Annotated in this window: 32 protein-coding genes; 30 read left to right on the top strand and 2 right to left on the bottom strand. The window is 68.5% G+C overall.

The features are described 5' to 3' along the window. The first annotated feature begins 96 nt into the window (after positions 1-96). From JOF37_RS04360 to JOF37_RS04350, 3 genes are read left to right on the top strand one after another with little or no spacing between them, the layout of a single operon-like run. Positions 97-543: a helix-turn-helix domain-containing protein gene (locus JOF37_RS04360; RefSeq protein WP_210005435.1), complete on the top strand. Its 447-nt coding sequence runs from the start codon at positions 97-99 to the stop codon at positions 541-543. After that, on the top strand, positions 540-1,001 hold the full coding sequence (locus JOF37_RS04355) for an ImmA/IrrE family metallo-endopeptidase (protein ID WP_210005433.1): 462 nt from the start codon (positions 540-542) through the stop codon (positions 999-1,001). Before JOF37_RS04360 ends, JOF37_RS04355 begins: the two co-directional genes overlap by 4 nt. Then, a complete protein-coding gene (locus tag JOF37_RS04350; RefSeq protein ID WP_210005431.1) occupies positions 1,001-2,329 on the top strand; it encodes a tyrosine-type recombinase/integrase in 1,329 nt (442 codons plus the stop codon). The genes JOF37_RS04355 and JOF37_RS04350 overlap by 1 nt, the downstream gene beginning before the upstream one ends. 349 nt (positions 2,330-2,678) lie before the next feature. Here JOF37_RS04350 and JOF37_RS04345 read toward each other — a convergent pair whose 3' ends face one another. Beyond that, positions 2,679-3,083: a hypothetical protein gene (locus JOF37_RS04345; protein WP_210005429.1), complete on the bottom strand. Its 405-nt coding sequence runs from the start codon at positions 3,081-3,083 to the stop codon at positions 2,679-2,681. A gap of 274 nt (positions 3,084-3,357) precedes the next feature. Between JOF37_RS04345 and JOF37_RS04340 the strand changes: the two genes are divergently transcribed. The 27 genes from JOF37_RS04340 to JOF37_RS04210 all read left to right on the top strand — a co-directional run bounded on the left by JOF37_RS04340 (position 3,358) and on the right by JOF37_RS04210 (position 24,065). Further along, entirely contained in the window at positions 3,358-3,663 is a 306-nt protein-coding gene (locus tag JOF37_RS04340; RefSeq protein ID WP_210005426.1) for a hypothetical protein, read from the top strand. 351 nt (positions 3,664-4,014) lie between these two features. Continuing rightward, positions 4,015-4,242, top strand: coding sequence for a hypothetical protein (locus tag JOF37_RS04335; RefSeq protein ID WP_210005424.1), 228 nt, complete (start codon positions 4,015-4,017; stop codon positions 4,240-4,242). Then, positions 4,184-5,704 (top strand): terminase large subunit domain-containing protein, encoded by a 1,521-nt coding sequence (locus tag JOF37_RS04330; protein WP_210005422.1) that lies wholly within the window; start codon positions 4,184-4,186, stop codon positions 5,702-5,704. The genes JOF37_RS04335 and JOF37_RS04330 overlap by 59 nt, the downstream gene beginning before the upstream one ends. A 12-nt stretch (positions 5,705-5,716) precedes the next feature. After that, entirely contained in the window at positions 5,717-7,030 is a 1,314-nt protein-coding gene (locus JOF37_RS04325) for a hypothetical protein (RefSeq protein WP_210005420.1), read from the top strand. A 79-nt stretch (positions 7,031-7,109) separates the two neighbouring features. Beyond that, positions 7,110-7,763, top strand: a complete 654-nt coding sequence (locus JOF37_RS04320) for a hypothetical protein (RefSeq protein WP_210005418.1) — start codon at positions 7,110-7,112, stop codon at positions 7,761-7,763. Between the two features lie 54 nt (positions 7,764-7,817). After that, positions 7,818-8,747 (top strand): phage major capsid protein, encoded by a 930-nt coding sequence (locus JOF37_RS04315; RefSeq protein ID WP_210005416.1) that lies wholly within the window; start codon positions 7,818-7,820, stop codon positions 8,745-8,747. A gap of 14 nt (positions 8,748-8,761) precedes the next feature. Next, positions 8,762-9,070, top strand: coding sequence for a hypothetical protein (locus JOF37_RS04310; protein WP_210005414.1), 309 nt, complete (start codon positions 8,762-8,764; stop codon positions 9,068-9,070). Positions 9,071-9,085: 15 nt separating this feature from the next. Further along, positions 9,086-9,511 carry a hypothetical protein gene (locus JOF37_RS04305; protein ID WP_210005412.1) on the top strand — a complete coding sequence of 142 codons (426 nt, stop codon included), beginning with the start codon at positions 9,086-9,088 and terminating at the stop codon, positions 9,509-9,511. Continuing rightward, positions 9,508-9,837 carry a hypothetical protein gene (locus tag JOF37_RS04300; RefSeq protein WP_210005410.1) on the top strand — a complete coding sequence of 110 codons (330 nt, stop codon included), beginning with the start codon at positions 9,508-9,510 and terminating at the stop codon, positions 9,835-9,837. Before JOF37_RS04305 ends, JOF37_RS04300 begins: the two co-directional genes overlap by 4 nt. Positions 9,838-9,846: 9 nt before the next feature. After that, positions 9,847-10,095, top strand: a complete 249-nt coding sequence (locus JOF37_RS04295; RefSeq protein WP_210005408.1) for a hypothetical protein — start codon at positions 9,847-9,849, stop codon at positions 10,093-10,095. Then, on the top strand, positions 10,092-10,457 hold the full coding sequence (locus tag JOF37_RS04290) for a hypothetical protein (protein WP_210005406.1): 366 nt from the start codon (positions 10,092-10,094) through the stop codon (positions 10,455-10,457). Before JOF37_RS04295 ends, JOF37_RS04290 begins: the two co-directional genes overlap by 4 nt. A gap of 65 nt (positions 10,458-10,522) precedes the next feature. Continuing rightward, complete coding sequence (locus tag JOF37_RS04285) at positions 10,523-11,083, top strand: phage tail tube protein (protein ID WP_210005404.1); 561 nt, start codon at positions 10,523-10,525, stop codon at positions 11,081-11,083. After that, positions 11,083-11,229, top strand: coding sequence for a hypothetical protein (locus JOF37_RS04280; protein ID WP_210005401.1), 147 nt, complete (start codon positions 11,083-11,085; stop codon positions 11,227-11,229). Before JOF37_RS04285 ends, JOF37_RS04280 begins: the two co-directional genes overlap by 1 nt. Positions 11,230-11,322: 93 nt before the next feature. Further along, positions 11,323-11,712, top strand: coding sequence for a hypothetical protein (locus JOF37_RS04275; protein ID WP_210005399.1), 390 nt, complete (start codon positions 11,323-11,325; stop codon positions 11,710-11,712). Positions 11,713-11,714: 2 nt separating this feature from the next. Continuing rightward, positions 11,715-12,104: a hypothetical protein gene (locus JOF37_RS04270; protein WP_210005397.1), complete on the top strand. Its 390-nt coding sequence runs from the start codon at positions 11,715-11,717 to the stop codon at positions 12,102-12,104. Positions 12,105-12,118: 14 nt separating this feature from the next. After that, a complete protein-coding gene (locus JOF37_RS04265; protein ID WP_210005395.1) occupies positions 12,119-15,550 on the top strand; it encodes a tape measure protein in 3,432 nt (1,143 codons plus the stop codon). Beyond that, positions 15,547-16,461 (top strand): phage tail family protein, encoded by a 915-nt coding sequence (locus JOF37_RS04260; RefSeq protein WP_210005394.1) that lies wholly within the window; start codon positions 15,547-15,549, stop codon positions 16,459-16,461. The genes JOF37_RS04265 and JOF37_RS04260 overlap by 4 nt, the downstream gene beginning before the upstream one ends. Before the next feature lie 9 nt (positions 16,462-16,470). Then, positions 16,471-17,565, top strand: a complete 1,095-nt coding sequence (locus JOF37_RS04255) for a Gp37-like protein (RefSeq protein ID WP_210005392.1) — start codon at positions 16,471-16,473, stop codon at positions 17,563-17,565. 2 nt (positions 17,566-17,567) lie between these two features. Continuing rightward, entirely contained in the window at positions 17,568-18,578 is a 1,011-nt protein-coding gene (locus JOF37_RS04250; protein WP_210005390.1) for a hypothetical protein, read from the top strand. Between the two features lie 66 nt (positions 18,579-18,644). After that, positions 18,645-18,911 carry a hypothetical protein gene (locus tag JOF37_RS04245; protein ID WP_210005386.1) on the top strand — a complete coding sequence of 89 codons (267 nt, stop codon included), beginning with the start codon at positions 18,645-18,647 and terminating at the stop codon, positions 18,909-18,911. Then, positions 18,911-19,807: a M23 family metallopeptidase gene (locus tag JOF37_RS04240; RefSeq protein ID WP_210005385.1), complete on the top strand. Its 897-nt coding sequence runs from the start codon at positions 18,911-18,913 to the stop codon at positions 19,805-19,807. Before JOF37_RS04245 ends, JOF37_RS04240 begins: the two co-directional genes overlap by 1 nt. After that, positions 19,804-19,947, top strand: a complete 144-nt coding sequence (locus JOF37_RS04235) for a hypothetical protein (RefSeq protein WP_210005384.1) — start codon at positions 19,804-19,806, stop codon at positions 19,945-19,947. The genes JOF37_RS04240 and JOF37_RS04235 overlap by 4 nt, the downstream gene beginning before the upstream one ends. Beyond that, a complete protein-coding gene (locus JOF37_RS04230; protein WP_210005383.1) occupies positions 19,947-20,435 on the top strand; it encodes a hypothetical protein in 489 nt (162 codons plus the stop codon). The genes JOF37_RS04235 and JOF37_RS04230 overlap by 1 nt, the downstream gene beginning before the upstream one ends. A gap of 8 nt (positions 20,436-20,443) precedes the next feature. Further along, the gene (locus JOF37_RS04225; protein ID WP_210005381.1) at positions 20,444-20,788 is read left to right on the top strand and encodes a hypothetical protein; all 345 of its coding nucleotides are present in this window, start codon (positions 20,444-20,446) and stop codon (positions 20,786-20,788) included. 13 nt (positions 20,789-20,801) lie between these two features. Beyond that, positions 20,802-21,191 carry a hypothetical protein gene (locus JOF37_RS04220; RefSeq protein WP_210005380.1) on the top strand — a complete coding sequence of 130 codons (390 nt, stop codon included), beginning with the start codon at positions 20,802-20,804 and terminating at the stop codon, positions 21,189-21,191. A gap of 19 nt (positions 21,192-21,210) precedes the next feature. Beyond that, positions 21,211-21,744: a hypothetical protein gene (locus JOF37_RS04215; RefSeq protein ID WP_210005379.1), complete on the top strand. Its 534-nt coding sequence runs from the start codon at positions 21,211-21,213 to the stop codon at positions 21,742-21,744. Beyond that, positions 21,741-24,065 (top strand): hypothetical protein, encoded by a 2,325-nt coding sequence (locus JOF37_RS04210; RefSeq protein ID WP_210005378.1) that lies wholly within the window; start codon positions 21,741-21,743, stop codon positions 24,063-24,065. Before JOF37_RS04215 ends, JOF37_RS04210 begins: the two co-directional genes overlap by 4 nt. Here the strand turns inward: JOF37_RS04210 and JOF37_RS15750 are convergent. Next, a complete protein-coding gene (locus JOF37_RS15750; RefSeq protein WP_210005374.1) occupies positions 24,015-25,475 on the bottom strand; it encodes an O-antigen polysaccharide polymerase Wzy in 1,461 nt (486 codons plus the stop codon). The genes JOF37_RS04210 and JOF37_RS15750 overlap by 51 nt on opposite strands. Positions 25,476-25,482 lie beyond the last annotated feature (7 nt).

Genomic DNA, 25,482 nt, shown 5'->3' with positions numbered 1-25,482 from the left:
ACTACCGTAGTTCACGGGAACTGATTTAGACCCAAGTTGGCCGTTTCGGTTCATATCTGACACGATGCATCGGTGACGAACTACGCCCCAAGCATCATGACCCGCGAGATCATCTCCCGTCTCCGCGGCCAGATCGCCCGCTTCGACGTCAATCAGACCGAGCTGGCGGTGCTCTGCGACGTCAGCCAGTCCCAGTTCTCGAAGATCATCCGCGGCACCCGCCCGATGAGCCTCGACCAGCTCGTCGTCATCTGCGACGCCCTCGCCATCGACCTCGGCGAGCTCACCCGCGAAGTCGAGGACTTCCTCGCCAACCGCGACCTCGGACAGGCATCGCCGATCGTCTACGTAGAAGAAGGCGCACGCATCGACCCGCCCTACGAGCGATCAGACGACTGGCTCGACGACTGGGGGAAAGCAGCCCGGCAGCGACTCCACCCGCAGAACGTCGTGCGCGTGAAGTTCGGTGTCGGACCCCCTGCCGAGGATGAGCTCGACGCCGTAGCCCGCCCCACCGACCCGGAACCCACCGACGAGCAATGACGACCCCGATCGACGAGCACCTCCTCGACCTCGCCCACCAGGGCGGGATCCGCGTCGAGTACTCCCGGATCCGCGACGGCCGCGACGGTGAATCCCACGTCGACCAGAACCTCATCCGGCTCCGCCCCGGCATGAACGCGCGCCTGCACCGCTGCGTCCTCGCACACGAGCTCGGACACCACGCCCTCGGCCACACCCCGACCCGGTTCGGACCCGTCCACGCGAAGCAGGAACGCGCAGCCGAAGAATGGGGCGCGCTGCGCCTGATCTCGATCGCCGACTACCGGCACGTCGAAGAGATCCATGCCGGCCACCTCGGCGCTATGGCCGTCGACCTCGGCGTCATGCGCTCCACCCTCGAGGCGTTCCAGTGCGTCCTGCTGCGCCTCGGCGACACCGTCTACGTGCGGCCCAAGATGGGCGCCGGCATGTTCACGCACCGGGAAGAGATCGCCTGATGGCACGCGCCTGGATCACCGACCGGTGGGTGAAGGACGCCACCGTCCCGCTACCCGACGGCACCACCACGAAGATCAACCCCACCAGCGCACAGCTGCGCGCGATCAAGACCCTGCCCGAGCACTTCCGCACGGCGAAGTTCGGCAAGGGATCACGGTGGACCGTCGGCTGGTACGAACCCGGCGGCACGCAACGCCAGCGCCTGTACGCGCGCCGGAGCGACGCCGAGTCGTTCGTCGCCATGCTCGAGGAAGACATCCGATCCGATCGATACATCGACCCCTCGGCACGTGAACAGACCTTCGCCGACGTCGCCGAGGCGTGGCTCGCGTCGAAGAACCGCATCAAGGACTCCACCTGGCGCCGCTACCGACGCGAGCTCGACAACTACGTCCTCCCGAAATGGGGGCACGTCGCCATCGGCAGCATCACCCGCCCCCAGATCGACGCGTGGGTGCGACAGCTCCGCGACGGGACCGCACCCCACCAGTTCGACAAGAACCAGCGCATCGTGAAGGTCGAACGCAAACCCGTCAAGATGGCACCCGCCTACCTGCAGCACGTCGTCCGGATCACGTTCGGCGGCGCGCTCCGGTACGCCGTCGCCGAGAGCATCATCGGCCGCAACCCGCTCGCAAAAGTCGAACTGCCACGCACCGAAGGTGACCTCGAGCACGACCTCCCGCAGCTGTCCTACCCCGACATCGAAGCGCTCGCCGACACCGCGCACGAGCTCACCCGCCGCCCCACCGACCCCGTGCTGCTGCGGCTCCTCGCATACAGCGGACCCCGCATCGGCGAAGCGACCGCGCTCAAGATCAAAGACCTCGACGTCGCCGGCAACCGCGCGCGCATCCACCGAACCTGGACCGTCGACCGCGAAGGGCACCGCAAGCTCGGGCCCGTCAAGACGTGGGAGAAGCGCTGGCTCCCCGTCCCCGCATTCCTCATGGCCGAGCTCGAGCAGCTCACCACCAACCGCGACCCCGACGACTTCGTCTTCACCACCGTCCGCGGCGCCGCCGTCGACGGCACCAACTGGTACAACCGCGTCTGGCGCAAAGTCCGCACCGACGCCGGCCTCGCCACCGCCATGTCCGTGCACGACCTCCGACACGTCGCCGCGACCAACGCGATCGCCGCCGGCGCCGACGTCAAGCTCGTGCAGCAGATGCTCGGCCACAAGGACGCCACCGAAACCCTCAACACCTACGCGCACCTCTGGCCTGACCGCGTCGCCGAAGTCATCGCCGCCGTCGAGAAACGCCGCACCGAAGCCCTCGCCGCAGCGCAAACCCTCGCCGCAGCGCAAACCCTCGCCGCCTGAAACACCCCGCGCGTCGCATTTGACACCGCAGTACTGTCACCCCCTAACTTCAATATCGGAACGGTGTCGCACACGGCACCAGGCGTCGAGAGCCCCGGATGAGTACAGCTCCCGGGGCTCTCGTGCTCACCACCCCCCGACTCTCGGCCGGGAGTACGAGCCCGAGGGACGGTCGCCGCCGTGGAACGCCGCGGCCCCCGCTCCTCCCGGCCGAGATCACACGGTGTCAAAGCGGATCGGATGCACACCCGCCAAGGACTCCCACGACGCCCGAGAACTTCCGGGCCAGGAGCACCTGCACCCCGAGAGGCGCCGCCCGCCACGCGCCGCGGCGCCTCTCAACAACTCGTCAACGAGAGTGCGTGAACGCGACGCCGCGGTAGAACCGCTGCCCGTTCGACTTCGCAGACTCGATTCCGATCGCCGCCATGCCCCGGCCGAAAGCGTGATTCGAGAGCGGTTCCTCGCCGTTCGCTTCCAGCCAGCCGTTCACCTCTCGGATCACGTCGCCCTTGAGCATCCGTCCTCGCTCAGTGCGGAGAACGCGGGTCTGCTCGGAGAAGAACCGGGTGAGCACACCCGCCGCATCGGCGGCGCCCGGAGTAAGCGCATGGGCGTCGACGGTCTCGGAGGACGTGAGCAGAGCGGAGATATCCGCATCGAAGAGATGATGGCCACACGCCGGGCAGTGGATACTTGTCTCTGACATACGGACACCATACCGCCCTAACGCGCTCTCCGCGAGAGTACGCACCGATCCTCCAGCGCGCCCTGGTCCACACGAGCAGCAGGGCGCGCTCACGACATCAGGGCGCGCTCAGAGTGCGCCCTGATAAACGGTCCCGCCCTGTCTCTTTCCCATGCGCCCACAGCGCAAAACGGTCCCAGGGCGCGCAGGGCGCGCTACTTACCAGTTGGCACAGCTCTTTGATTAGTAACTAAGGGACCTGGTTAAACGCGCGCAGGGAACACTCAACCGAACACGCGCGCCCTGCGCGCCCTGCCCACCACCAGGAGAACCAGCGCACATGGGCACCGACAAGATCCGCGACGGCGTCGGCCACCGCGCCTACCGACGCAAGCAAGCCGCGCTCAAGCGACGCACCGCACGCGAGAACCTCCCATGCGGCTACGGCTCACCGTCCGGCTGGGGCTGCGGCGAACACATCGACACCACCCTCCCGCACAACCACAAGCGCGAGTTCACTGCCGACCACGACGTCGCCCTCGGCAACGGCGGCAAGCTCCTCGGCCAAGTACTCGTTCCCATGCACCGCGACTGCAACAGCCGCAAGAACGACAACGCCGCCACCGAGATCTGGGCAGCCACCTGACAGGCGTGGGGGAGGACCCCCACGCCGACCTGCTGCCAAGTACCCAGCGGAGCCTGGCAAAAATCCCCCCGCACCGATTCGCGACGGGTGTCATTTCAGAGGGGGTGCCGGTTGCCTCGTCCTCGCGCCGCGTGCGGCACCATTTCGGCCTACCGCCGGCACCTTCGCGACGGGACGCCGGTCGACGACGCGTGCCGTGAGGCGAAACGGGCGCACAATCGGGCCCGGTCGACTTCGGCAGCCGCTCGCCTCGAGCGCGCAGCCGCGGAAGAGGCTGCGAAGACTGCCGCGGCGACCGCTGCGGCTCCGCCGGCGCCGCCTGCAGCGCTTCCGACGACCGAAGAGGGCCACGTGTCCCGCCTCGAGGTCCTCAAGGAGATGCTGCAGACCTCCCGAGACACGATCGCGGCGTTGCAGGGTCGCGAACCGTCCCGTTTGTACCTGCTGCTGCGCGAGCAGCGCGAGATCGTGCGCGAGATCTCGGAGATTCAGGGCAACGGCCAGGTGAAGGGGGTCACGCTTGCTGACCAGCTCGCCGCCGCTCGAGAAGCGCGCGCTCAGAGGGCGGCAGGAGCCTAGGCTCCTCCGCATCCCGCCGACCCGCGTCGCATCGAAGGGCGATGAGGCTCTCGATCTCGCCTATCTCGCCGGCATCCGCTCGGATCCGTGGCAGGAGAACGAGATCGACGCGATCTTCTCCGTCGACGCGTCCGGGCGGTGGGTGTGCACCGAGTACGGCAAGCTCGTCGCCCGCCAGAACGGCAAGGGCAACATCATCCTCCCGTTCGAGCTCGCGCACCTGTTCCTGTGGCCGAAGCCGGACGCCGAGCCGAAGACGATCGTGCACACCGCGCACGAGGTAAAGACGTCGAACGAGGCCTTCCGCAAGCTCAAGCGCGTCATCACCGCGTCGCCGATCCTGATGGGCGAGCTGCTCGGCGGCGAGCGGGGAATCAAGGACAACAACAACGAGCGCGGGATCGAGCTCGCCAACGGCAACCGCCTGCTCTTCCTCGCGCGATCGCGCAACTCGGGGATCGGCTTCTCCGTCGACGTGCTCGTCGTCGACGAGGCGCAGCAGACCCCGATGGCCGCGATGGACGCACTGCTGCCGACGATGTCGGCGATGGACAACACGCAGGTCTTGTTCACCGGTACGGTGCCGGACGAGCTCAACGACGCTGAGTACTGGGAGGGCGTGCGCGATCGCGGCCGGTCCGGATCCGACCCGCGCACGGGATGGTCCGAGCACACCCCGCCTGGGTCCGAGGATCCCGACCTCGCGCCGAAGATCGACGTCCTCGACGAGGACAACTGGGAGTATGCGAACCCTGGCCTCGGCCATCGCGCCGGCCTCAACCGGGAGACGATCGAGGACGAGATCTCCCGCCTCGATCCCGCTGCCGTCCGACGGCTGCGTTTCTCGGTGTGGCCGAACCGTCGCGTCGAGGAAGCGCCGAAGCTGTCCGAGCTCGAGCTCAACGTGTGGAAGCGCCACGCCAACCCCGCAGCGGCGGTCGCCGGCGACGGCGTCGTCCTGTCCCTTGCGCTCGGCCGCGGCGGTGGCTTCGCCACCATCGGCAAGGCCGTCCGGCGCGATTCCGACCGGATCGCCGTCGAGCACCACAAGACCGACCGCGGCACCCTCTGGGTCGCCGACGACCTCAAAAAGCTCAAGGCCGAGCTCGGCAACGCGCTCGTCGTCCTCGACCCGAAGAACGCGGCCGCCGTGCTCTCCGCACTCGACAAGGCGAAGATCAAGTACTTGCCGATGAGCATGGACGAGATCGCCGCAGCTCACTCGATGTTCATCGAGCACGTCAACGCCGGCCTCGTGCCGCACCGCGACCAGGCCGAGGTGACCAAGTCCCTCGAGTTCGCCACCACGCGCCCCATCGGCCGCGCCGGCGAGACCTGGGAACAGTCCGACCCCACCAAGCCGATCACGATGGCGCAGGCCGTCACGTGGGCGCTGTGGGGCGTGCTCAAGTCCGAAGCGTCACCCCCGCGGAAGCCCGCGGAGGTGCGCGGCTACGCGTAATGGAGGTGGCTCGTGGCGCTCGACGCTTCCGGCATCGGTGAGCTCATCGGCTCGAAGTCCAAGGAGATCCGGGCCGAGTCCGCCCGGCTCACCACGCTGCAGAAGCGCATCGAGGGCAAGCTCGTCCGCACCTGGATGCCCGACAACGCCGACGCCGAGTACAAGGACCTCTTCCGCAAGGCGTCGTCGCCGTGGCTCGCGTTCGTCCGCGACTGCATCGCGCAGGGCCTCCTCGTCGACGGGTACTCCTCGGAGCGCGTGTGGGCCGAGGCGTGGCAGGCGAACGGCATGGACGGCCGTCAGGGCGCCGTGAACCGCGAGGTCGTCGGCCTCGGCAAGGCCTTCGGGCTGTCGCTGCCGGCCGAGGGCGACGGGGTCGTCATGCGGCCGCTGTCGGCGCTGCGCACCTACGCGAGCTACGCCCGCCCCTGGGACGAATACCCCGAGTGGGTGCTCACCCGCATCGGGAAGCAGGGCGCGTCGTTCTGGCAGTCCGAATGGCTGCTCGTCGACGGCGAGGCCGCCTACTGGTTCGACGGCGACGCCCGCACACCACAGCACCTCCGCGTCGACGCGCACGAGCTCGACTTCACGCCGGTCGTGCAGCTGTCGAACACCCTCGCGATGTCCGGCGACCCCGAGTCGTCCGTCGCGGCCGCCGTGCCGATCTACCAGCGCATCGTCGACGCCACTTTCACGCTGCAGATGGTGCAGCGCTACGGCGCCTTCCCGCAGAAGTGGATGGCCGGCGGCGAGCTCGCCCGCGACGCCAACGGCAACCCGCTCGTCCGCTCCTCGGTCGACGGCCTCATCCACGCATCGGGGGAGTCGGGCGAGACCGCCCGCTTCGGCACCTTCGACCCCGCCGACCTCGACAAGGTCGTCGCCGCCCTCGACGCACATATCAAGCACCTGTCGGCCGTCTGCCAGGTCCCGCCGCACTACCTGCTGGGCGCGGTCGTCAACATGTCTGCGGAAGGCATCGCGGCAGCCGAGTCCGGCTACTTCCGCAACGTCGCCGACCGGCAGATGGCGCTCGGTGAAGGCTACGAGCTCTGGATGCGCACCGCGGCCGCAATCATCGGCGACGACACGGCCGCGCAGGCGACGTCGTCGCAGGTTCACTGGGCCGACGTGTCGTCGCGCTCGCTCGGCCAGATCTCGGACGCGGTGCTCAAGCTCTCCACGGTCGGTGCCCCGCTCGAGCTGCTGTTCGCGATGGTCCCCGGCTGGTCGAAGACCGACGTCCTCGAAGCCGCGGCCGCCGTGCGCGAGCAGCGCGCGATCGCAGCACCGCCCGCGCCGCAGCCCGCCATCGGGCAGTGAGACTCACCCGCCGCCGGCGGGGATCAGGTACGCCAGCTGTCTCTGGCGGTCATATCGACGGATCTACGGAGGATCACCCATGTCCAACCTCTTCACTCGGCGCCACCCGCTGATCGTTTCGTTCGACGGGGACGGTGCAGGCGCTCCCGGCGGCGGAAACAGCGGCGGCGGAAACAGCGGTGGCGAGAACGGCGGCGGCGATAACGCCGGCGGCAGCAGCTACACGCCTCCCGCCACGCAGGCCGACCTCGACCGCATCGTGGAGGCACGCCTCGCGCGCGAGCGCGACAAGTTCAAGGGCTACGACGACTTCAAGGCCAAGGCCGAGAAGTGGGACCAGCTCGAGGACGAGAAGAAGACCCCGAGTGAAAAGGCGATCGAGGAAGCGCGGACGCAGGCCGCCGGCGAGACCTCGGCGAAGTACGAGCGACGCATCGCGTCCACCGAGATCAAGAGCCTCGCCGCGACGGTCGGATTCCTCGACCCCGCGGACGCGCTCGCGGTCCTCGGCGACGAGGTGCCGAAGAAGGACGACGAGATCGACGTCGACGAGCTCAAGAAGCGCGTCGAGAAGCTCGCGACCGACAAGCCGTACCTGGTGAAGGAAGTGTCGCGGAAGCCGCGCACGCGTCCGACGCCGCGCGCGGGTGACCAGCAGGACGACGACACCGCCAACAAGGGCGGGCGGGGCAAGGCCGCGGCGGCGCTGCGGCAGCTGGCGAAGAACCGGTAGCCCCAACCCCTCTCTCAGCACGCCGGCCAGGCGCTTACACGTCAAGGAGACGAAATGGCAGACATCACGCGCGACGACGTCGCGACGCTCATCCAGGAGGAGTACTCGGACCGACTCCTCCAGACCGCTGAGGCCGGTTCCGCCGCCCTCAGTGCGTTCGAGACCGTGCCGCTGGGCACCAAGATCACGAACGCGCCCGTCCTCACCACCCTCCCGGAGGCGAAGTGGGTCTCGGAGTCCGCCACCCTCGAGGCCGGCCGCAAGCCGACGTCGAAGGCGATCTGGGGCAACAAGCGCTTCGTCGTCGAGGAGGTGGCGGTCATCGTGCCGATCCACGAGGACACCCTCGAGGACGCCGACGACGGCATGATCGAGCGCATCACCGGCCTCGGTGGCACCGCGCTCGGCAAGAAGCTCGACGAGGCGATCTTCTTCGGCGTCGACAAGCCCGCCACCTGGACGAGCCTGGACCTCCTCGCCGCGGCCACCGCCGCCGGCAACGTGTTCCAGGTGTCGGCCACGCCCGGACCGAACGACCTCGCCGGGTCGATCTTCCAGGCCGCCGGCGCGGTCGCCGACTCGGGCGCCGACCCCACCACGATCGCGTCCGCCTCGGGCCTGCGGTTCCGTCTCGCGAACCTCCGCAGCGCCGACGGCCAGTCGATCTACCAGCGCACGCTGGGCGAAGGCGGCACCGTGACCGACACCATCGCCGGCCTTGACGCCGCGTTGGTCCGCAACGGCGCATGGGACAACACGGAGGCGACGGCCATCGTCGCTGACCGCTCCCGCGTGCTCGTCGGCGTTCGCCAGGACGTCACCGTCAAGTTCCTCGACCAGGCCACGGTCGACGGGATCAACCTCGCGGAGCGCGACATGGTCGCATTCCGCTTCAAGGCGCGCTACGCGTACGTGCTGGGTAACACCATCACGGCGCAGGGCAGCGCGTCCGAGCCCGCGGCCGCGGTCATCCCGACCGTCTGATCGAAGGAGCTGACATGGCACCCACGCTCACGCACCCCAAGGGCCAGTCGATCGAGGTCCCCGACGAGAAGGTCGAGTACTTCACGTCGAAGGGCTGGTCGACCGAGGCCGACGCCGCCAAGTCGGAACCGGTCGTGGAGATCCCGGACGGCGACCCGTCCGATTCCTGGACCAACGCGCAGCTCGACAAGCTCGCCGAGCGCGACGGCGTCGACTTCGCCGGCGTGAAGAACAAGGGCGACCGCCTCGAGGCGATCACCAAGCATCGCGAGGCCGCGACTGCGGCAGCAGCAGCTGCCGCCGGTACCGGCTCGAGCGACTGACGGGAAGGGGGAGGAATGGCACTCAACCTGAACCTGGAGGAGCTCAAGCCGTTCCTCCCCCCTCTCGACACCGCGCAGGAGGAGCGCGTCAACGCATGGATCCCCGTGCTCTCGCTGCTGCTCGACCTCCGATACGGCGCCCACATCACCGGGGAGCGCCGTGTCCTGTTCGTGTCTGCAGCTGCAGACGCGCTCGAGCGGCGCCTCGGAAAGCCCGCCGGCCTCATCGACCAGGAGGGTGCCGGCCCCTTCTCCACCAGGTACAACCCGCGCGCAGCGCTGTCCCGCTGGTTCCTCCCCGAGGAGCTCGAGCAACTCGACGAGGCCTGCGGCCTCGGCGGCGGCATCCGATCCGTCCGCACACCCGCGCCCGACGCCATCCGCTTCGAGAACGCGTCCCGCTGGTACGGCGACGACGTCGACCAGGAGCTAATCCCGTGAGAGGCGAGACAGTCATCGTCCAGCGGCCCACCGAGACCGGTCGCAACTCCCGCAACGAGCCTCGCTTCGAGTGGATCGACGAGATCGTCAACGACGTGCTCGTCGCCCCCGGGGCGCTCGCCGACGTCGCCGACGCTACGCGACCCGCCGGCGTCCGCGTCGAGTGGTCCCTGTTCTGGCCGAAGACCTACATCAAGAGCCTCGCCGGATGCCGCGTGCGTGTCCGCGGAGGCGAACCGCTCACGATCATCGGTGACCCGCAGCCGTACGCGAGCGCACCGACGCGCTGGAACCGCCCAAGCGAGGCCGGCCGCACCGACGGATAGGGGGCACCGATGGCTGCAGACGACGTCAAGCTGAACCTAGCCGCGATCAACACGATCATGCGCTCTGCCCCGGTCCAGGCGATCGTCGATTCCGCCGGTCGCAAGATGGCCGCCGTCGCGGGCGAGGGCTTCAAGTACGTCCCCCGCCCGCATCGCTGGATGGCACGCGGCTATGTGCAGACGACCACTGCCCGCGCCCGACGACGGCAGGCCCGCGACGCCGTCCTCGAGCGCGCGATCGGGGCGGTCCGGAAGTGAGATTCACTGACATCGAGTCGACCGTGATCGCCTTCCTCGAGGAGCGCGTCGACGTGCCCGTGTCCTTGCGCGTACCGTCGCCCCGGCCCTCAGCATTCCTCCGTGCCTGGCGCAACGGCGGCGCCGCAGCGAACCGCGTTGTCGACCAGCCACAGATCACCGTCGAAGCCTGGGCCAGCGACGACGAGACCGCCGCGCGCATCGCCAACGAGGCCCGCGACGCGCTCCTGCAGCAGTACACGGCGATGCCGTTGGTCCGCCGCGTCCAGGACGTCACCGGCCCCTACTTCACCCCGGACGAAGACACGGAGACACCCGTCTACCGCTTCACCGTCCAGCTGCGCGTCCGCGCGGCCCGCTGACCCTCCCCGGTCCAGGGGAGTCAACAACGCCGGTCATGCCCCGGCTCACACGAAAGAGAGACACCATGACCGTGAATGCTGAGCTCGCCCGCATCTTCGGGTCGGACTCCGACGCGATCCACCTCGCGCCGTACGGCACCACGCTGCCGACGACCATCGACGGCGCCCTCGACCCCGCCTTCGAGGACGTCGGCTGGCTGTCCGAGGACGGCCTGACTGAGACGCTCACGGGCTCCGTCGAGCGTCGCCGCGGGCTTCAGGGCCGCGGCGTGGTCCGCACCTTCATGGGCGAGTCCGGCACGCAGATCGCGTTCGTCGGCCTCGAGTCCAAGGCGCAGACCAACTCGCTGCGCTACTACGAGAAGCAGGTCGACACCACGACCGCCGGCGTCCGTAAGGTCAAGCGCGGCTCCGGACAGCGCATCCAGGTCCGCTCCGCCGTCATCGACCTGTTCGACGCCGACGACGACGACGTCAAGGAGCGCTTCATCATCCCGCGCTTCGAGATCGCCCCCAACGGCGACCGCACCTTCGTCGGGTCCGACATCGCCGCCTACCCGTTCCTCGGGGAGATCATCGGCGACTACGACCACATCAGCACCGACCTCGAAGAGGCGGGCGCCTGATGGCCGCGCGGAAGCGGGGCGCCAAGCCGAAGTCCGGCGAGATCTACCGGCAGGACCGGTACGGCAACAAGCACCGCATCGACGACGCGGCCGCCGCCGCCGAGCAGCAGCCGGCCGCACAGCCCGCGCTGCCGCCGGCGAACTGACCGCGCCCACAGACCGGTGGGCGGAGCTCCTCCGACGGCTCCGCCCACCGCCCCCATCCACCAGTCGGAGACACCAGTCGGAGGAGACAAAACATGGCCACTCGGCCCACCGCCGCCAAGGCGCCCCAGGATCACCAGCCCAAGACCATCAAGCCCAAGGTCGAGAAGGTCGAAACCGTTCTCGGCGAGGGCGACGACGCGCGCACCGTCCCGGCCCGCCAGGTGACGATGCCGGTCGCGCCCGACAAGAGCATCACCGTCGTCGTCGCCGACGAAGCCCTCGACGACTTCGAAGTGCTCGATGACATCCGCGCCGTCCAGGACCAGAACGACGCCTCACGGCTGCCGTCGCTGCTGCGCCGCCTCGTCGGCGAGCAGTACCGGACCGTCCTCGACCAGCTGCGCGGCCCCAACGGTCGCGTGTCGACGTCGGACGGCGCGCAGTTCGTCCTCGACCTGTTCCAGGCGCTCAACCCAAACTGATCGTGCTCGCGGGCGCCCTCGACAACCACGAGGGCGCCCTGCGGGCATCGCTTCAAGCCGAATACGGCATCCGGCTGCTGCGCAACGGTCGCACCGAACCCGAGCGCACACCGTTCGAGCTCGGCGACCTCGTCGCTGGCCTGCCGCACGGGTGCGCGCTATGGCGCGAGGCGGGCGGGCCGATCGCGCTGACCGACGAAGCCCACCTGCTCCGCGAGGCGATCTTCCGCCTCGAGCTCATCGACTGGCACAACGCCGGATCGAAGGGTGCCGCGCCCAAGCGCATCGAGCTACCCAAGCCAGCGCACGAGGTGCGTGCGGCCGAGGCGAAGACGGCCACGAAGGCGCAGCGGCACGCCGCGCGCGATGCGAGGCGCGCCTCGCAGAAATAGACCGGGGGTGACCTGTGGCAACTGCGGTCGAAATCGCCAACGCCTATGTCGCCCTCGGGGTGAAGATGCCCGGCGTCCAGAAGGACGTCGCCACCGAACTGCGAAAGGCAAACCCGCAGGTGGCCGCCGCCGGCGTAGAGGCGGGGGAGAAGTACGCCGACGGTGTCGAGCGGTCCTCGAGCCGGCTCGGGTCGTTCTTCGGCCGCATCGCGAAGACCGGTCTCGCTACCCTCACCGCCGTGGGCATCGCCGCCGGCGGCGTCGGCGTGCAGACCGCGGCGGGCATGGAGACTGCGGAGATCGCCTTCACCACCATGCTGCAGTCCGGCGACAAGGCGAAGAGCTTCCTCGGCGAGCTGTCGTCGTTCGCGGCCAAGACGCCGTTCGACCTGCCGGGTCTACAGCGGTCCGCGCAGTCGCTGATCTCGATCGGGATCGACGCCGACAAGGTCATCCCGATCATGACCACCCTCGGCAACGTCACCTCCGGCATGGGCACCGGCGCCGAGGGCATCCAGCGCGCCACCGTCGCCATCCAGCAGATGAACGCCGCCGGCCGCATCAGCGCCGAGGACCTCAACCAGCTGCGCGACGCCGGCATCCCCGTCTTCGACCTGCTCACCGCCGCGACCGGAAAGGCCACCGCCGAGATCGCCGACATGGCGAGCAAGGGCAAGCTCGGCCGCGAAGAGCTCGAGCAGCTCATGAGCGCGCTCGAGACCGGCAAGGGCCTCGAGCGGTTCAACGGCATGATGGAGAAGCAGTCCGCGTCGCTGTCGGGCCTGTGGTCCACGCTCAAGGACACCTTCTCGGTCGGGATGGCCGAGGCGATCCAGCCCGCCATCCCGCTGCTGAAGGAGGGCCTCGCCGGCGCGATCACCTTCGTCGGCCAGGCGCTGCCCTACGTCCAGGGCGGCGTGCAGTGGCTCGTCGACGCCGCACCCCGCATCGGGTCGTTCTTCTCGACCGTGTGGACCGGCGCGCAGGGCCTGTACGCCCTCGTCGTCCACGGCGACTTCTCCGGCAAGCTGCGCGAAGCCTTCGGGTGGAGCGAGGACTCCGCCCCCGTCGACTTCATCCTCGACGTCCGCGACGGCATCCAGGGCCTGTGGGACCTCATCGTCGGCGGCGACTTCACCGGCAAGCTGCGCACCGCGTTCGGGTGGGAGGAAGACTCCCCGATGGTCGGGTTCATCCTCGACCTCCGAGACAGCGTCGGCGCGCTGTGGACCGACCTGACCTCTGGTGACCTCGGCGGCGCGTTCGCGTCGATCGGTGACTCGCTGGCGACCATCCTGCCCGTCGTCACCGACGCGACCAGCCAGCTGCCGGGCCTGACCGACGTCGTCCACGTCGCCGAGGGCGCCTTCGGGTTCCTGGCCGACAACGCCGGCCTGCTCGCCTCGGCGATGCCGGTCATCATCGGTCTGATCCTGGCGTGGAAGAGCGCGCAGGCGCTCAACAACGTCATCGGCCGCGACTCGGCGATCGGCATGGGCCTGCAGGTTACCTCGACCTTCATGCTCGCCGGCGCGAACCGTGCCCTTGCTGCATCCAACCGGGCAGCGCTCACGAGCACCGTCGCGTCCACCACGGCCGAGAACACGCAGACCGCCGCGCGCGGCCGCGGCGTGATCGCCACGATCGCTCAGCGCACCGCGACGCTCGCGTCCGCGGCTGCTTCGCGCGTCGCAGCGGCAGCGCAGTGGCTGTTCAACGCGGCCCTGTCGGCGAACCCGATCGGACTCGTCGTGGCTGGAATCGCGGCGCTCGTCGCGGGCCTGGTGTGGTTCTTCACGCAGACCGAGCTCGGGCAGCAGATCTGGTCGACGGTCATGGCCGCGATCGGCGCCGCGGCCACGTGGCTGTGGGAGACCGTCCTGCAGCCGGTGTTCGCCGGCATCGGTGCGGTGTTCTCGTGGATCTGGGAGAACGTCATCAGCCCCATCGGGACGCTGATCGTGAACTACTTCCGGTTCTGGGGTGCGATCGCCGTCTGGCTGTGGGAGAACGTCCTGTCGCCCGTGTTCGCGGGCATCGGTCAGGTGTTCTCCTGGATCTGGTCGAACGTCATCGAGCCGATCGTCGGGTTCATCGTCGGGGCCATCAAGGGCTGGGGCCTGATCTTCGAGTGGCTCTACAACAACATCGTCAAGCCGGTGTTCGACGGGATCTCGTCCGTCATCGGCGCGGCCTGGTCGTGGATCGATCAGCACGTGTTCTCGCCGTTCAAGGTCGGCATCGACCTGCTCGGCAAGGCGTTCGAGGGCGTCGCCGGCGCGATCGGCACGGCGTGGGACGGCATCAAGGCCGCCGCCGCGTCGCCGATCAACTTCGTGCTGGACACGGTGTGGAACAACGGGCTCCGCTCCTTCTGGAACGACCTCGTGGGCACGCTCGGCCTGAACGACATGAAGCTGCCGAAGGCCGACCTCGTGAAGTTCGCGGACGGTGGCGTCGAGAACCACGTCGCGCAGATCGCGCGCGGTGGCGCCATGCGGCTCTGGGCTGAACCTGAGACCGGGGGAGAGGCGTACATCCCGCTCGCGCCGGCGAAGCGAGCCCGCTCGACCGCGATCCTCGCGGACGTGGCACAGCGGTTCGGTTTCGGGCTCACGCAGTTCGCGAACGGGGGCATCGTCGGCGGCGAAAGCGGCGGCCTGCTCAGCGACGTGTGGGAGCACGTCCGCGGTGCGGCGACCCTCGGGTGGGAGTTCCTCTCCAACCCGGGCGCTGCGATCCAGAAGCACGTCATCGACGGGATTCTCCGGCCGATGCTCGAGGGGCAGAACATCTTCGGGCAGACCGTCGGGGGCCTCGCCATCAACACCGTCAAGAGCATGGCCAGCCTGTTCAGCGCCGCGGCGCCCCAGCCGGGGTCGCCGGCCGGGCGCGGGATGGGCTGGGAGGCGATGTGGAAGATCGTCCAGGGCGCCCTGCCGGGCACCCAGATGTACTCCAACTACCGGCCGAACGACCCCTACTCGCGGATGCACTCCCTCGGGCGGGCGATCGACCTGACGCCGAGCATGCAGGTGTTCAACTGGCTCCGGGAGAACTTCCCCAACTCGCAGGCGCTGATCTACTCGCCCGCGAACGGCCGCCAGCTGCTCGAGGGCAAGAACCACCTGTGGGGCGAGCCGGAACGCTCGATGCACTACAACCACGTCCACTGGGCGATGGCCAACGGCGGCGTGATCCCGAAGCTGTACGACGAGGGCGGGTGGCTTCCCCACGGCGGGATGGCGCTCAACCTCTCGGGGCGGCCGGAGCCGGTCTTCACCGGCGAGCAGTGGGACACCCTCCGTGCGAGCGGCGGTCAGGGCCCGGCGGTCGTCATCCACGGTGACGTTGTCACCCAGGACGTGCCGGAGTTCTTCCGTGCAGCGGAGAAGGAACGTCGGCGCCGGCTCGCACGGTCGGCGACGGAGAGGGAGATCACATGAGCTACCCGATCGCCCTGGGTAACCCTCCCAGTGCCCCACCGATCCCGGTGGCGGCCTGGGAGGGTGTCTCCCTGGAATGGGTGGCCGCTGACGGTTCCGTGTGGGACCTGAACGACTGGACCAGTGGCGTGTTCCTGGACACGCGCGGGGTCGAGGGTCTGCATAACCCCGAGGTCACGGTCTACCGTTCCGAGTCCCGCGGGACGCCCGGGCACCGCAAGCGCGGTTGGAAGACCAAGACGCGCGAGGTGTTCTGGCCCGTGTTCGTCTTCGCAGACTCGTCGGCGGAGTGGCGCGCTCGGTATCGGGCGTTCTTCGCCACCTTGCACCCCGATCAGGAAGGCATCTGGCGGGTGACCGCCGGAGGAGAAACTCGCGAGCTGACCGTCTCACCTGTGTTCGGCAGCCCGCACGCCGACGCCTTCGATCCGATGGCCGAGGGGTGGGGCGAGTACGCCGTCGAGCTCGAAGCCGCTCAGCCGTACTGGCAGGGCGCTCGGGTGCGGCGAGGGCCGTGGTCAGCGCCGGCCCCGGTGCCGTTCCTGCCACCAGGCCCGCCGATGCACATCTCTTCGGCGTCGAACTTCGCCAGCGCGAGTGTCCCCAACACCGGGGATGTCGAAGCGTGGGGCGTCTGGTCCGCGGCAGGTCCCCTCACCGACGTCGTTCTCGGCGTCGGGGGAGCGCTCATCACCGTGCCGTTCGAGCTGCAGGTCGGCGACGTGCTCGTCATCGACACCGACCCTCGCAACCCGTCCGCGACGCTGAACGGGCACGATGCGACTCAGGCGCTCGGGCTGCAGGACTACGCGCCCGTTCCGCCGGGCAAGAGCGTGGAGCTGCACGTCGAAGCCACTGGCGCTGGGAGCATCATGTTCGACGTCGTGCCGCTGTACTTCCGAGCCATCTGAGGAGGGCGCATGGGCGACGGCCTGAAGTTCGTCATCTACGACAAGACTGGGGCGTTTCAGAGGCAGTTCGAGGGTGTCGACGCGACCGCGGACCTCACCCCCAACGTGGTACCGACGGCGTCCTTCGCCCTCGATGACGACCATGAAGCCGTGCCGGCGGCGACCGAGGACGGTGCTCGCTGCGCGGTGTGGTTCCGGGGCGAGGAGCGCTTCCGCGGCATCATCCAGGAGACTCCGGGCGAGGGGCCCTTCGGGCAGGTCACCGCTCAGGTGCGCGGTGACCTGCGCAAGCTGTGGCACTGGCAAGGGAGACCGAAGCCGGGCGCCGAAGTCTCGGCGCAAGACCGCGAGTACGCGACATATCGGGGACCGTCTGAGACGGTCTTCAAGACCGCGCTGCAGGAGAATTTCGACCGTCTCGGCGTGCCATGGACGGTCGCGCCATCACAGGGGCGCGGTTCGCAGATCGAGGTCAGCTTCCGATTCCACCCGCTCGCCGAGAAGCTGATCCCGGCCCTCACAGCCGACGGTCTCATCGTGACCCTCGCGTACATCGGCACCCAGGTGGTCGTGGACGTACGTGAGTCCCTGCTCGTCCCCGGTGTTCTCACCGTCGCGTCCGGGATCCCCGAGGAGTACACCTTCGCGCGCACTGGCCCGACCGTCACGCGCGTGATCGTCGGTGGGCGCGGTGAGGGCGTCGAGCGGGAGTTCGCCGAGGTCCGTGACGCTGACCTCGAAGCGCAGTGGGGCGACATCATCGAGGGTTTCCGCGACGCGCGCAACACGGACGAAGGCGCAGACATCACTCTCGACGGGCGCGAAGCGCTCGCGGAGGGGCGCCCCACGGCCGGCGTGAACACCACCCTCAACGAGACCCCGCGCTTCCGTTTCGGAAGCACCTACGACTACGGCGACCGAGTGCACATTCAGGTGGGTCCGATCGACCGCGTCCAACCCGTCAGCGTCGCCATCACCGAGTCTGCATCCGACGGGGTGCTCGTCAGGCCCCGCATCGGCGAGGTCGAGGGCGACACGAACGACAAGCTCGCTGCGGACGTCGCGCGTCTCGCGCGCGGCATCCGCGACACAGGAAGAAGGTAGCCATGCCCGTTCCTATCGCCGACAGTGTCGGATACGAAGGCTCGGTCAATGAGGAGCAGTGGACGAAGCTGATCGCCGAGGCTGGCGGACGTAAGTACGGGGTGCTCTCGGAGACCTCCTGGCGCGCCCGCGTCGGCGGTGTGGACCGCGAGGTTCGGATTGCGCCTGGCGGTGGATTCGGGTGGGGTGTCGTCGACCGGACGGAGGACGAGGCATCCATCATCCTGCCCGCTGCCGCAACAGGCTCGGTGTGGCACCTGGTCACCGTGCACCGCGACTGGCAGAACAATCTCTCTTCGTTCGATTCGATCCCCGCCGGCGCGACCAAAGCGATCCCGGACCGCGCCACCACACCCGGAACCGCCGACGATCAGCCCCTGTGGCTCGCTCGCGTCGATGCCGGCAAGTCGCAGGTGCAGGAGCTCGTCGACCTCCGCGTGTGGGGCAGCGACGGCGGCTCGTTCGCGAACGACCTCCTCGTCCGGCAATACCTCGACCGGCTCGGCACGGTCATCCGAATTGGTGCCGGTACCTGGGCCCGGACTCTCGATGCCCTCGGGCAGAAGACATGGACCGCGATTGACTCGGGCCGCCTCCTCGGCGTGTACCCGCTGAAATGGGCTGACCTCCCCCCATCAGGGTCCGTGCGGGATCAGGGCATCGTCGTCTGGAACGAGCAGTCTCGGATCATCGCCGAATTCGACCTCCCCGATCCCGGCGTGCCCTACCGGGTGCAGATGATGGCACAGGGGTTCTGGGGACGTGAACTCGAGCCGACTGGGGCGCGGTATGACTTCGACGCAATGGTCGGAGGCACAGCGATCGCCACGAAGCTTCCCGCCGGCGACGAGTTCATGTTCTCGAACTGGCGGTCGTGGTCCCCCTGGCCCTCACAGCAGGTCTTCACGGGGGCGCAGAAGCTCGGCTTCCGCGCGCGCCGCATCTACGGGCCCGCGTGGGGTGCGGTTCAACCGTCGCAGAGCATCGTCGTCGCTTCGGTGTTCTCCGCCTGAACCACCCCACCACCACCAGCCCTCGGCATCCGCCGGGGGCTTCGTCATACCCAGAGGAGTTTCGTGATGTCCGCAGTACCCACCGCGCGGCTCGACGTCGTCGAGCCCGCCAACGCGAACGAGGAGATCCTCCAGTTCGCTGCCGACCTCGAGGCGAAAGGCGAGCGCGCCTGGTTCGAGGTTCACTACCCGAAGCCCGACGGCATGTCGGACGAGGAGTTCGCCGCGAAGGACGCCGAGACGTTCGACGCGGTCGAGGTCATCGACGGCGAGATCCACACGCTCCCGCCGTACGAGCTCCTCGGCAACCCGACGGAAGAGCAGGTGAAGTGATGGGCGCGTTCTGGCCCAACGGCTCCAAGACCAACAAGCCCCGCCGGACCCGCGAGTTCGGCTACCGCAGCTCGATCTACAAGCGCGGCTGGCACACCGGCACCGATACCTCCGGCTACCCGCGGAACCACGTCCCGGAGCGCGGCGTCGTCGAGCGCTGCTACTACGACGGCTCGTACGGGAACACGGTCCTCGTCCGTCACCACGACGGTGTGCTCTCCCGCACCGCGCACGGCGCCGCGGGCGGCTTCCTCGTCAGCCCCGGCCAGGTCGTCGAGGACGGGCAGGCTCTGCTCGTGCAGGGCACGACCGGCATGTCGACGGGCGTCCACAACCACCAGGAGATCATCCTCCCCGACGGCACCTTCGTGGACCCCGAGCAGTGGATCCCGAACCGCGGGGAAGCGCCCGCACCGGCACCCGCAGCCGGAGGGAACCCGCTCGGCTACTTCGACGTTCCCGCCGAAAGCCAGTTCTACTACTGGCACTACGGCAACGCCCTCATCGGGAACTACGCCTCGAACCAGTACCTTCGCGGCGGCCAGACCCTCGCCGTCGTCGAGAACCCCGGCACCGGCCCCGTCCGGGTCCGAGCAGCCGACGGCGACCTCGTGTGGGTCGGCACCCGGAAGAACCCGGCCCGCGTCCGCTCCGGTGCCGCGCCCGCACCGGTGGCGAAGCGGCACCTGTTCGACGTGCCCGCCGAGGGTCAGTACTGGTACAGCAAGTACGAGAACGCCTTCACCGGGGACTACGCCCCGGACCAGATCATGCACGGCGGCACCCGCGAGGTCGTCGAGGACCCGGGCACCGGCCCGGTCCGCATCCGCGCGAACGATGGCTCGCTGATCTGGGTAGGCACCCGCCGCAACCCGGCACGGACGTACTGGGCATGAGCGATCGCACCATCGCCGCCGTCGCGATCTCGGTCGCGGCGGTGGCGGGCGCGGTGTTGGTCGCCGGGCTGACGTGGCTCGCCGACCTCGTGCGCGCCGGCATCGCCGCGTTCGCCGTCTTCGGGGGAGGGGTGCTGTGATGGACCGCTCGCCCGTTGCCCCGGAGAAACGCCGCGTCCTCGAAGGCCTCATCCGCGTCATCGATCTCGTGATCTACGCGGCGGTCGCCGTCGGCGGCGTGTTCGCGTTCATCGCACCGCCCCCGTCGGTGCAGACCGAGCTCGCCGGGTGGGAGTGGCTCATCCCCGTCTGGGGAGCGATGCTCGTGCTCGGCGGCGCCGGCGGCTTCGCGGGCCGGCTCAGTCGGTTCTGGATCATCGAAGTGCCGGCGCTGCCATTCGCTGGCATCGGTATCGGGGTGTACTTCCTCGTGCTCGGCACCACGGCCACCGTGACGCCGTTCACCACGGTCGCGGCGATGATCATCCTCGCGGCGATGCTGAACATGCTGCGCCGGTATCTCGAGCTGCATATCTTCGCCTCCGAACCCGACGACCAGCACATCCGTGCCCGCGTCGCCGCGATGCTCCGTCGTCGCACACGCGACGTCGTGCGCCGCGACACGTAGGGGGCCGAGTGGAGAACTGGATCGGAATCATCACCGCTCTCGGCGGGCTCGGCGCGATCGCCCTGTTCTTCCGAGAGATCGTCGCCATCGTGAAGCTGCTCCGCAACGGAGTAGCCGCACGGGAGTCCCGCCGGAAGAACGACATCATCGCGCAGCGCGACGCCGCGATCGCCGAGCGCGACGCCGCCAACCAGCGCGCCGCGGCCGCCGAAGCACGCACCGACCGGGAGCGGGAGAACCGTCGCCTGGTTGAGGGGCTCGCTGCGCGGCTGGAGCGGAAGCTCATCCTCGCCGGCGGGACACCGGACCCCTGGCCCGACATCGACGAAACCACCGAGATCACCAAGACCTGAGGAGGTCACCCGCATGGACATCGCAATCCCCGTCGCGCCGCTGGGCATCATCACCCTGCTCGGCTTCTTCGCCCCGTACGCCGTGGGCGCGCTCAACGGCCTGCTGCCGTTCGTCACCAAGCCCGTGCACCGCAAGGTCGTTTCCGTCGCCGTGGCGGTCGTCCTGGCGGGCCTGGTGATGGTGTTCTACTTCGCCATCACCCGTGAGCCGGTCACCGACTGGTGGCTGTTCACTCTCCTCGCGGTCGTCGTCGTGAACGCGTCCTACGCGCTGCTCACTCGCGACCTCGGCGCGAAGCAGCTCGAGCACGCCACCGAACCGACCACGGCGCGCACCGACTCCGGCACCCCTGACATCTCGTCGCTCCCGCCCGAGTCACGCGGCGGCCACAACATCCACTGACCCGGAGGGACACCCTTTCATGGCCGACATCGTCGGATACATCCCGCCGCTGCTGCTCGTCGACACCGACAGCGGCCGCCGGCTGATCAACACCGAGGCGCAGGTGTTCGCGATGACGGACACGCAGTTCTCGTCCCCGCTGCCGATCACCGACATGCAGGGTGTCCCGTTCACCGGGGGAGTGCTCACGTCGAACAGCGACGGAGTGCTCCCCGAGTTCCGGCCCCCGGTCGGGACGGTACAGGTCCTAATCCGCGCGGGCGCCGCCGTCACCCCGGTGACCGATATCAGCCTTTACGCGGAGGCGTCTGTGGACGCGGCCGCCGACGCCTCCGAGGCAGCGGCGGCCGCGCAGCAGGACCGCATCCGCGCGTCGGAAGCGAGCGAGCGAGCGATCGCCGCAGCTGACGTTCTCCGAGAGCTCGCCGAGCACCAGGGCGCCCCCCTGATCGAGGACCCGACCGAGCCGGGCACTTTCACCATCCTCAACACCGCCGCTATCCGCGAAGACCCGGCCGAGCCGGGCACGTTCCTGATGGGAGCCCCCGAATGACGAAGCCGATCGGGATCACCGACGACAACAAGCTCGCCCCCCGCGTCCTCCGCGCGATCGCCGACTCGGATGAACTATCGACCACGATTGCGCAGCAACTCGGAACATCTGTCGAGGATGCGCAAGCCGCTGCGGCAGCAGCAATCGCGGCGGTCGATTCCATTCCGGAGACGCTGGACACCGAGGATGCTGCTATCGCGGCCCTGCTGGCGACGGACAGCGAATCTCGGCGAGGAGCTGAGGCCGCACTAGCGCAGCTACGAGCACCTGGCCCTTCGATCAACCACGCCCCGCTCTTGAACGCGTTCCTGAAGCTCAACGAGGGCCGCGGCGGCACGCTACTCGGGGACTTCACCCTGGCGGGCACGGTCTTCTGGCCGAAGGGGCGGTGGGATCTCTCTCGCGCCACCTTCAAAGCAGCGGCCGGGTGGAGCGGATACCCGTTTCAGGCGGAATGCCAGCGGCTCGCTGTCATGTCGCCTCGGTCGATGTCGCTCAACGCGTCCGCAACCGGGGGCGCGCTCGCGGCGGGCACCTACTTCTACTCCGTGACCGCTGTCACCGAGACCGGCGAAACGATCGGTGCGCCGGTTAAGAACGTCACGCTCACCGGTTCAGCGAGCTCAGTGGGAGTGTCTTGGGCGGCGCCTATCGTCCCGGACGGAGCCGGCGCAGTCACTGGGTACCGCGTCTGGCGCGGCCATACGGGGCGCCTGCAGCTCATCGCGACAACCACCGAGACGTCGTACACCGACACGGGCGCCGAGCCCTCCGCAGAACTCTTCCCGGCGGTCAACAGCAGCTTTACTCGCACCGCCGGAATCGAGATGTTCGGCGGCGTGCTCGACGTGAACGGGCCGAACCGTCCCTGCGATTTCAACTGGCCCGAGTCGGGAAAGTACGCCGGCCACGGGATCGACTTCCAGCATGTCGACGACCTCGTTATCGACGGCATCAAGGTGATGAACGCCACGAAATGGGCGATCGCGATCGCTGACTTCGGCAACATCCGCACCGACAACCTCGTCTTCGACACCGACAGTGATGGCATTCACGTGCTCGGCCCGGGGAAGACGTGGACGTCGTCGCACGTCCGCGGTCACCGCTCCGGCGACGACGTGTACGGGCTTTCCCTGGCGGAATGGCCGACGTACGCCGTATCGCGTGGCTCGATCGAGTCCGTCGAGTTCAACGATCTGTGGTCGGTCAACGGCCACAGCTTCATCCGCGTCCTCGGCGCGGCCGACTACACCATCGGCAAGTTCAAGGTCGACGGCGTCAAGGGTGAATACTCGGGGCAGTTCCGCGGCGGCATCTACGTGTGGGACAACCTGGCGGTCGGGTCGTGGCCGAACGGTACGGATATCGGCATCATCGACATCCAGAACGTCGATGTCGTGATGACCGATGCGCCGACGGCGCCGTTCCCGTTCAATGGAGAGGGTCAGCATCCGCCGGTGGTGCTCAGCGGGCGCGAGCTCGGCATGGTGCGGCTGTCGAAGATCAAGGGGCGGTCGAAGACGGCCAACAAGCTGCGAGGTCTCGTCCAGTTCGGCACGGGCAATTCGGACACTACGCAGGTGATTCAGCAGGCGATCCTCGAGCAGCTCGACGCGGGCCCGATTGCCGCGCCGTTCGGGGTGGTCAGCGTCCGCGGCCGGAACGATATTCGGATGCTGCCCATCGATCAGGCTCGGGTGGACAGCCCCGACGCCACGTCGCAGCTCGTCAAGGTGTTCGACGCTACGTCCCGCGTCCGTGTGCTTGAGGTGTCGCGGCCGTCGGTCGTTGGGTTGGCGAACAGCGGCGCGTTCGTGGAGGTCGCAACTGGCGCCACGGTGAACCGCCTGTCCCTGCGCGATATCACGGACTTCAACACGTACCGGGTGGCCGACATCTACGCCGGGACGCACGTGGACGAGGTGTTCGTCGACGGAGTGGCATCCAAGACGGCGGGGGAGATCGTACGCATCGCCACGACCGATCCTTGCGTCGTGCACACGCGCGACATGAACCTCCCCAACATCCCGAACGCGCCCGTGCGCGGAAGGGCGGGCGCGAAACTGACGGTCATCTCAAGCGGCGGCAACGTGCTCCCGGTCGACCGCCTGTTCGTGTTCCCGGAGGCGGGCATCGGGTCTATCCGGGCGTCAGGCCCGGATGTGTGCTGGCAGTTCGGGCTCGCGACGCTGTCTCCCCGCGCGGGTGACATGCTCTACAACGCCAACCCGGCGTTGTCAGGCGGCAAGGGGCTGTGCGTGTACGACGGCTCAGCGGCGTGGAAGAACCTCGTGACGGGCGGCACCTGGCCGAATGCCTGAGTCGACGGATCGTCCTCGCGGTCGCGCAGCAATGCCGATCGCGAGGACGATGAACGTCGGCATGTAGATGGGCACGAGGGACCCGAGCGGGCCACGCAGGAGACCGAACATCACCATCGCGAGGTAGGGGGCGAAGTAGCCGAGCTTCGCCCCCGAGCCGCTCATCCAGGCGGCGTCAACGCGTGAGGTGAAGTACCCGAGCGCGAGCATCCCGGCGGCCACGCCCACAACGCCGAACTGCATGTAGAGCTCTGCGTGGATCGGCATCGACAGGTTCGTGAACGCGTAACCCGCGTGGGTGGCGACGTCGATCGACGCGGGATCGGCCTTCGCCGCCCACATCGATCGGGGGATGAAGAACAGTGCCGCGGAGAGCAGCTGGATGCCGAACGTGAAGCCGTTTGCGTCGACATAGTGGATGGTGTTGATGACCTGCTGGAAGCCGTCGAAGTCGTTGCCGGTGAACGTCGCCGCGGTGAGGTCGGCGGCGGACTGCGCCGTCCCGCCGCGGAAGAACGTCGCCAGCGGGTAGACGATGAGTGCTGCGAAGAACGCCGCGGCGACGAAGATCACGGCGGCGCCTCGCGAGCGCGGCCGGAACAGGGCCACGGCGAGAGTGCCGAACGCGGTGAGGGCGATGAATCGTGTCTGGGAGAGCGGGTTGGCGAAGACGATGCACCCCGCGAGACCGATCGTGAAGGTGATGAGGTGTTGCATGCGCGCCTGGCTGATCCCGTTCCACGACGACTGGATCTGGTAGAGGCTGAGCAGCATGGTCGACACGGCGAGGGCGATCGGCAGGGCGGTGAACATCGCGAACTGCGCGCCACCGAGTGCGTCGAGCGTGTTGCCCGACTCACGGAGCGCGAGGGCGCGCTCGTTGCGGGAGCTGAAGTACGTTGCGAACCCGAACACCCGGATAGCGAACGGGGACAGCGCGAGCAGGGCTACCGCCAGAAGTACCACCACTCGGCCGCGCACGGCAGCCTTCGGGCGCACGTCACTCGATGCCTCCGTCGCGAAGACGGAAGGTGCGTGTCGCTGGTCGGCGAACTTGCTTCCCACCCAGAACGCGGCCACGCCGAGGACGGTGAGCAGAAGCGCACCATGCACGGCGGGGCGGTCGGTGAGCGCTACGGTGTCGCCCCATGAGACTCGCTGCAGGGTGAGCTGCACGATTGGTCCGACGCCGAGCCATGAGAACCAGAAGACGTAGAACGCTACCGAGGCAGGCCGGAGTCCGTGCGACGCGGAGCTGATCGCGCCGATGAGCGCGATGATCGCGGACACGGATGCGAGCAGCAGAGCGAATGCGTCGGGGATGCCGGCGGTGAGGACCACCACGATCGCGATCGCGACGAGGGCGAGGGGCGGAGCCCACGGGTTGATGGATAGCGTCCGCGTGCTCACGCGATCA

This window comes from Microbacterium imperiale (genome assembly GCF_017876655.1).
Classification (GTDB): Bacteria; Actinomycetota; Actinomycetes; order Actinomycetales; family Microbacteriaceae; genus Microbacterium; species Microbacterium imperiale.
This window is presented reverse-complemented; position numbering and strand designations above follow the sequence as displayed.

Coding starts and splice junctions, on each gene's coding strand:
- JOF37_RS04235 (WP_210005384.1), top strand. CDS start 19,804: ATGAGCGATCGCACCATCGCCGCCGTCGCGATCTCGGTCGCGGCGGTG.
- JOF37_RS04360 (WP_210005435.1), top strand. CDS start 97: ATGACCCGCGAGATCATCTCCCGTCTCCGCGGCCAGATCGCCCGCTTC.
- JOF37_RS04320 (WP_210005418.1), top strand. CDS start 7,110: ATGTCCAACCTCTTCACTCGGCGCCACCCGCTGATCGTTTCGTTCGAC.
- JOF37_RS04245 (WP_210005386.1), top strand. CDS start 18,645: ATGTCCGCAGTACCCACCGCGCGGCTCGACGTCGTCGAGCCCGCCAAC.
- JOF37_RS04315 (WP_210005416.1), top strand. CDS start 7,818: ATGGCAGACATCACGCGCGACGACGTCGCGACGCTCATCCAGGAGGAG.
- JOF37_RS04250 (WP_210005390.1), top strand. CDS start 17,568: ATGCCCGTTCCTATCGCCGACAGTGTCGGATACGAAGGCTCGGTCAAT.
- JOF37_RS04260 (WP_210005394.1), top strand. CDS start 15,547: ATGAGCTACCCGATCGCCCTGGGTAACCCTCCCAGTGCCCCACCGATC.
- JOF37_RS04230 (WP_210005383.1), top strand. CDS start 19,947: ATGGACCGCTCGCCCGTTGCCCCGGAGAAACGCCGCGTCCTCGAAGGC.
- JOF37_RS04215 (WP_210005379.1), top strand. CDS start 21,211: ATGGCCGACATCGTCGGATACATCCCGCCGCTGCTGCTCGTCGACACC.
- JOF37_RS04285 (WP_210005404.1), top strand. CDS start 10,523: ATGACCGTGAATGCTGAGCTCGCCCGCATCTTCGGGTCGGACTCCGAC.
- JOF37_RS04280 (WP_210005401.1), top strand. CDS start 11,083: ATGGCCGCGCGGAAGCGGGGCGCCAAGCCGAAGTCCGGCGAGATCTAC.
- JOF37_RS04220 (WP_210005380.1), top strand. CDS start 20,802: ATGGACATCGCAATCCCCGTCGCGCCGCTGGGCATCATCACCCTGCTC.
- JOF37_RS04310 (WP_210005414.1), top strand. CDS start 8,762: ATGGCACCCACGCTCACGCACCCCAAGGGCCAGTCGATCGAGGTCCCC.
- JOF37_RS04355 (WP_210005433.1), top strand. CDS start 540: ATGACGACCCCGATCGACGAGCACCTCCTCGACCTCGCCCACCAGGGC.
- JOF37_RS04275 (WP_210005399.1), top strand. CDS start 11,323: ATGGCCACTCGGCCCACCGCCGCCAAGGCGCCCCAGGATCACCAGCCC.
- JOF37_RS04240 (WP_210005385.1), top strand. CDS start 18,911: ATGGGCGCGTTCTGGCCCAACGGCTCCAAGACCAACAAGCCCCGCCGG.
- JOF37_RS04295 (WP_210005408.1), top strand. CDS start 9,847: ATGGCTGCAGACGACGTCAAGCTGAACCTAGCCGCGATCAACACGATC.
- JOF37_RS04210 (WP_210005378.1), top strand. CDS start 21,741: ATGACGAAGCCGATCGGGATCACCGACGACAACAAGCTCGCCCCCCGC.
- JOF37_RS04350 (WP_210005431.1), top strand. CDS start 1,001: ATGGCACGCGCCTGGATCACCGACCGGTGGGTGAAGGACGCCACCGTC.
- JOF37_RS04255 (WP_210005392.1), top strand. CDS start 16,471: ATGGGCGACGGCCTGAAGTTCGTCATCTACGACAAGACTGGGGCGTTT.
- JOF37_RS04305 (WP_210005412.1), top strand. CDS start 9,086: ATGGCACTCAACCTGAACCTGGAGGAGCTCAAGCCGTTCCTCCCCCCT.
- JOF37_RS04340 (WP_210005426.1), top strand. CDS start 3,358: ATGGGCACCGACAAGATCCGCGACGGCGTCGGCCACCGCGCCTACCGA.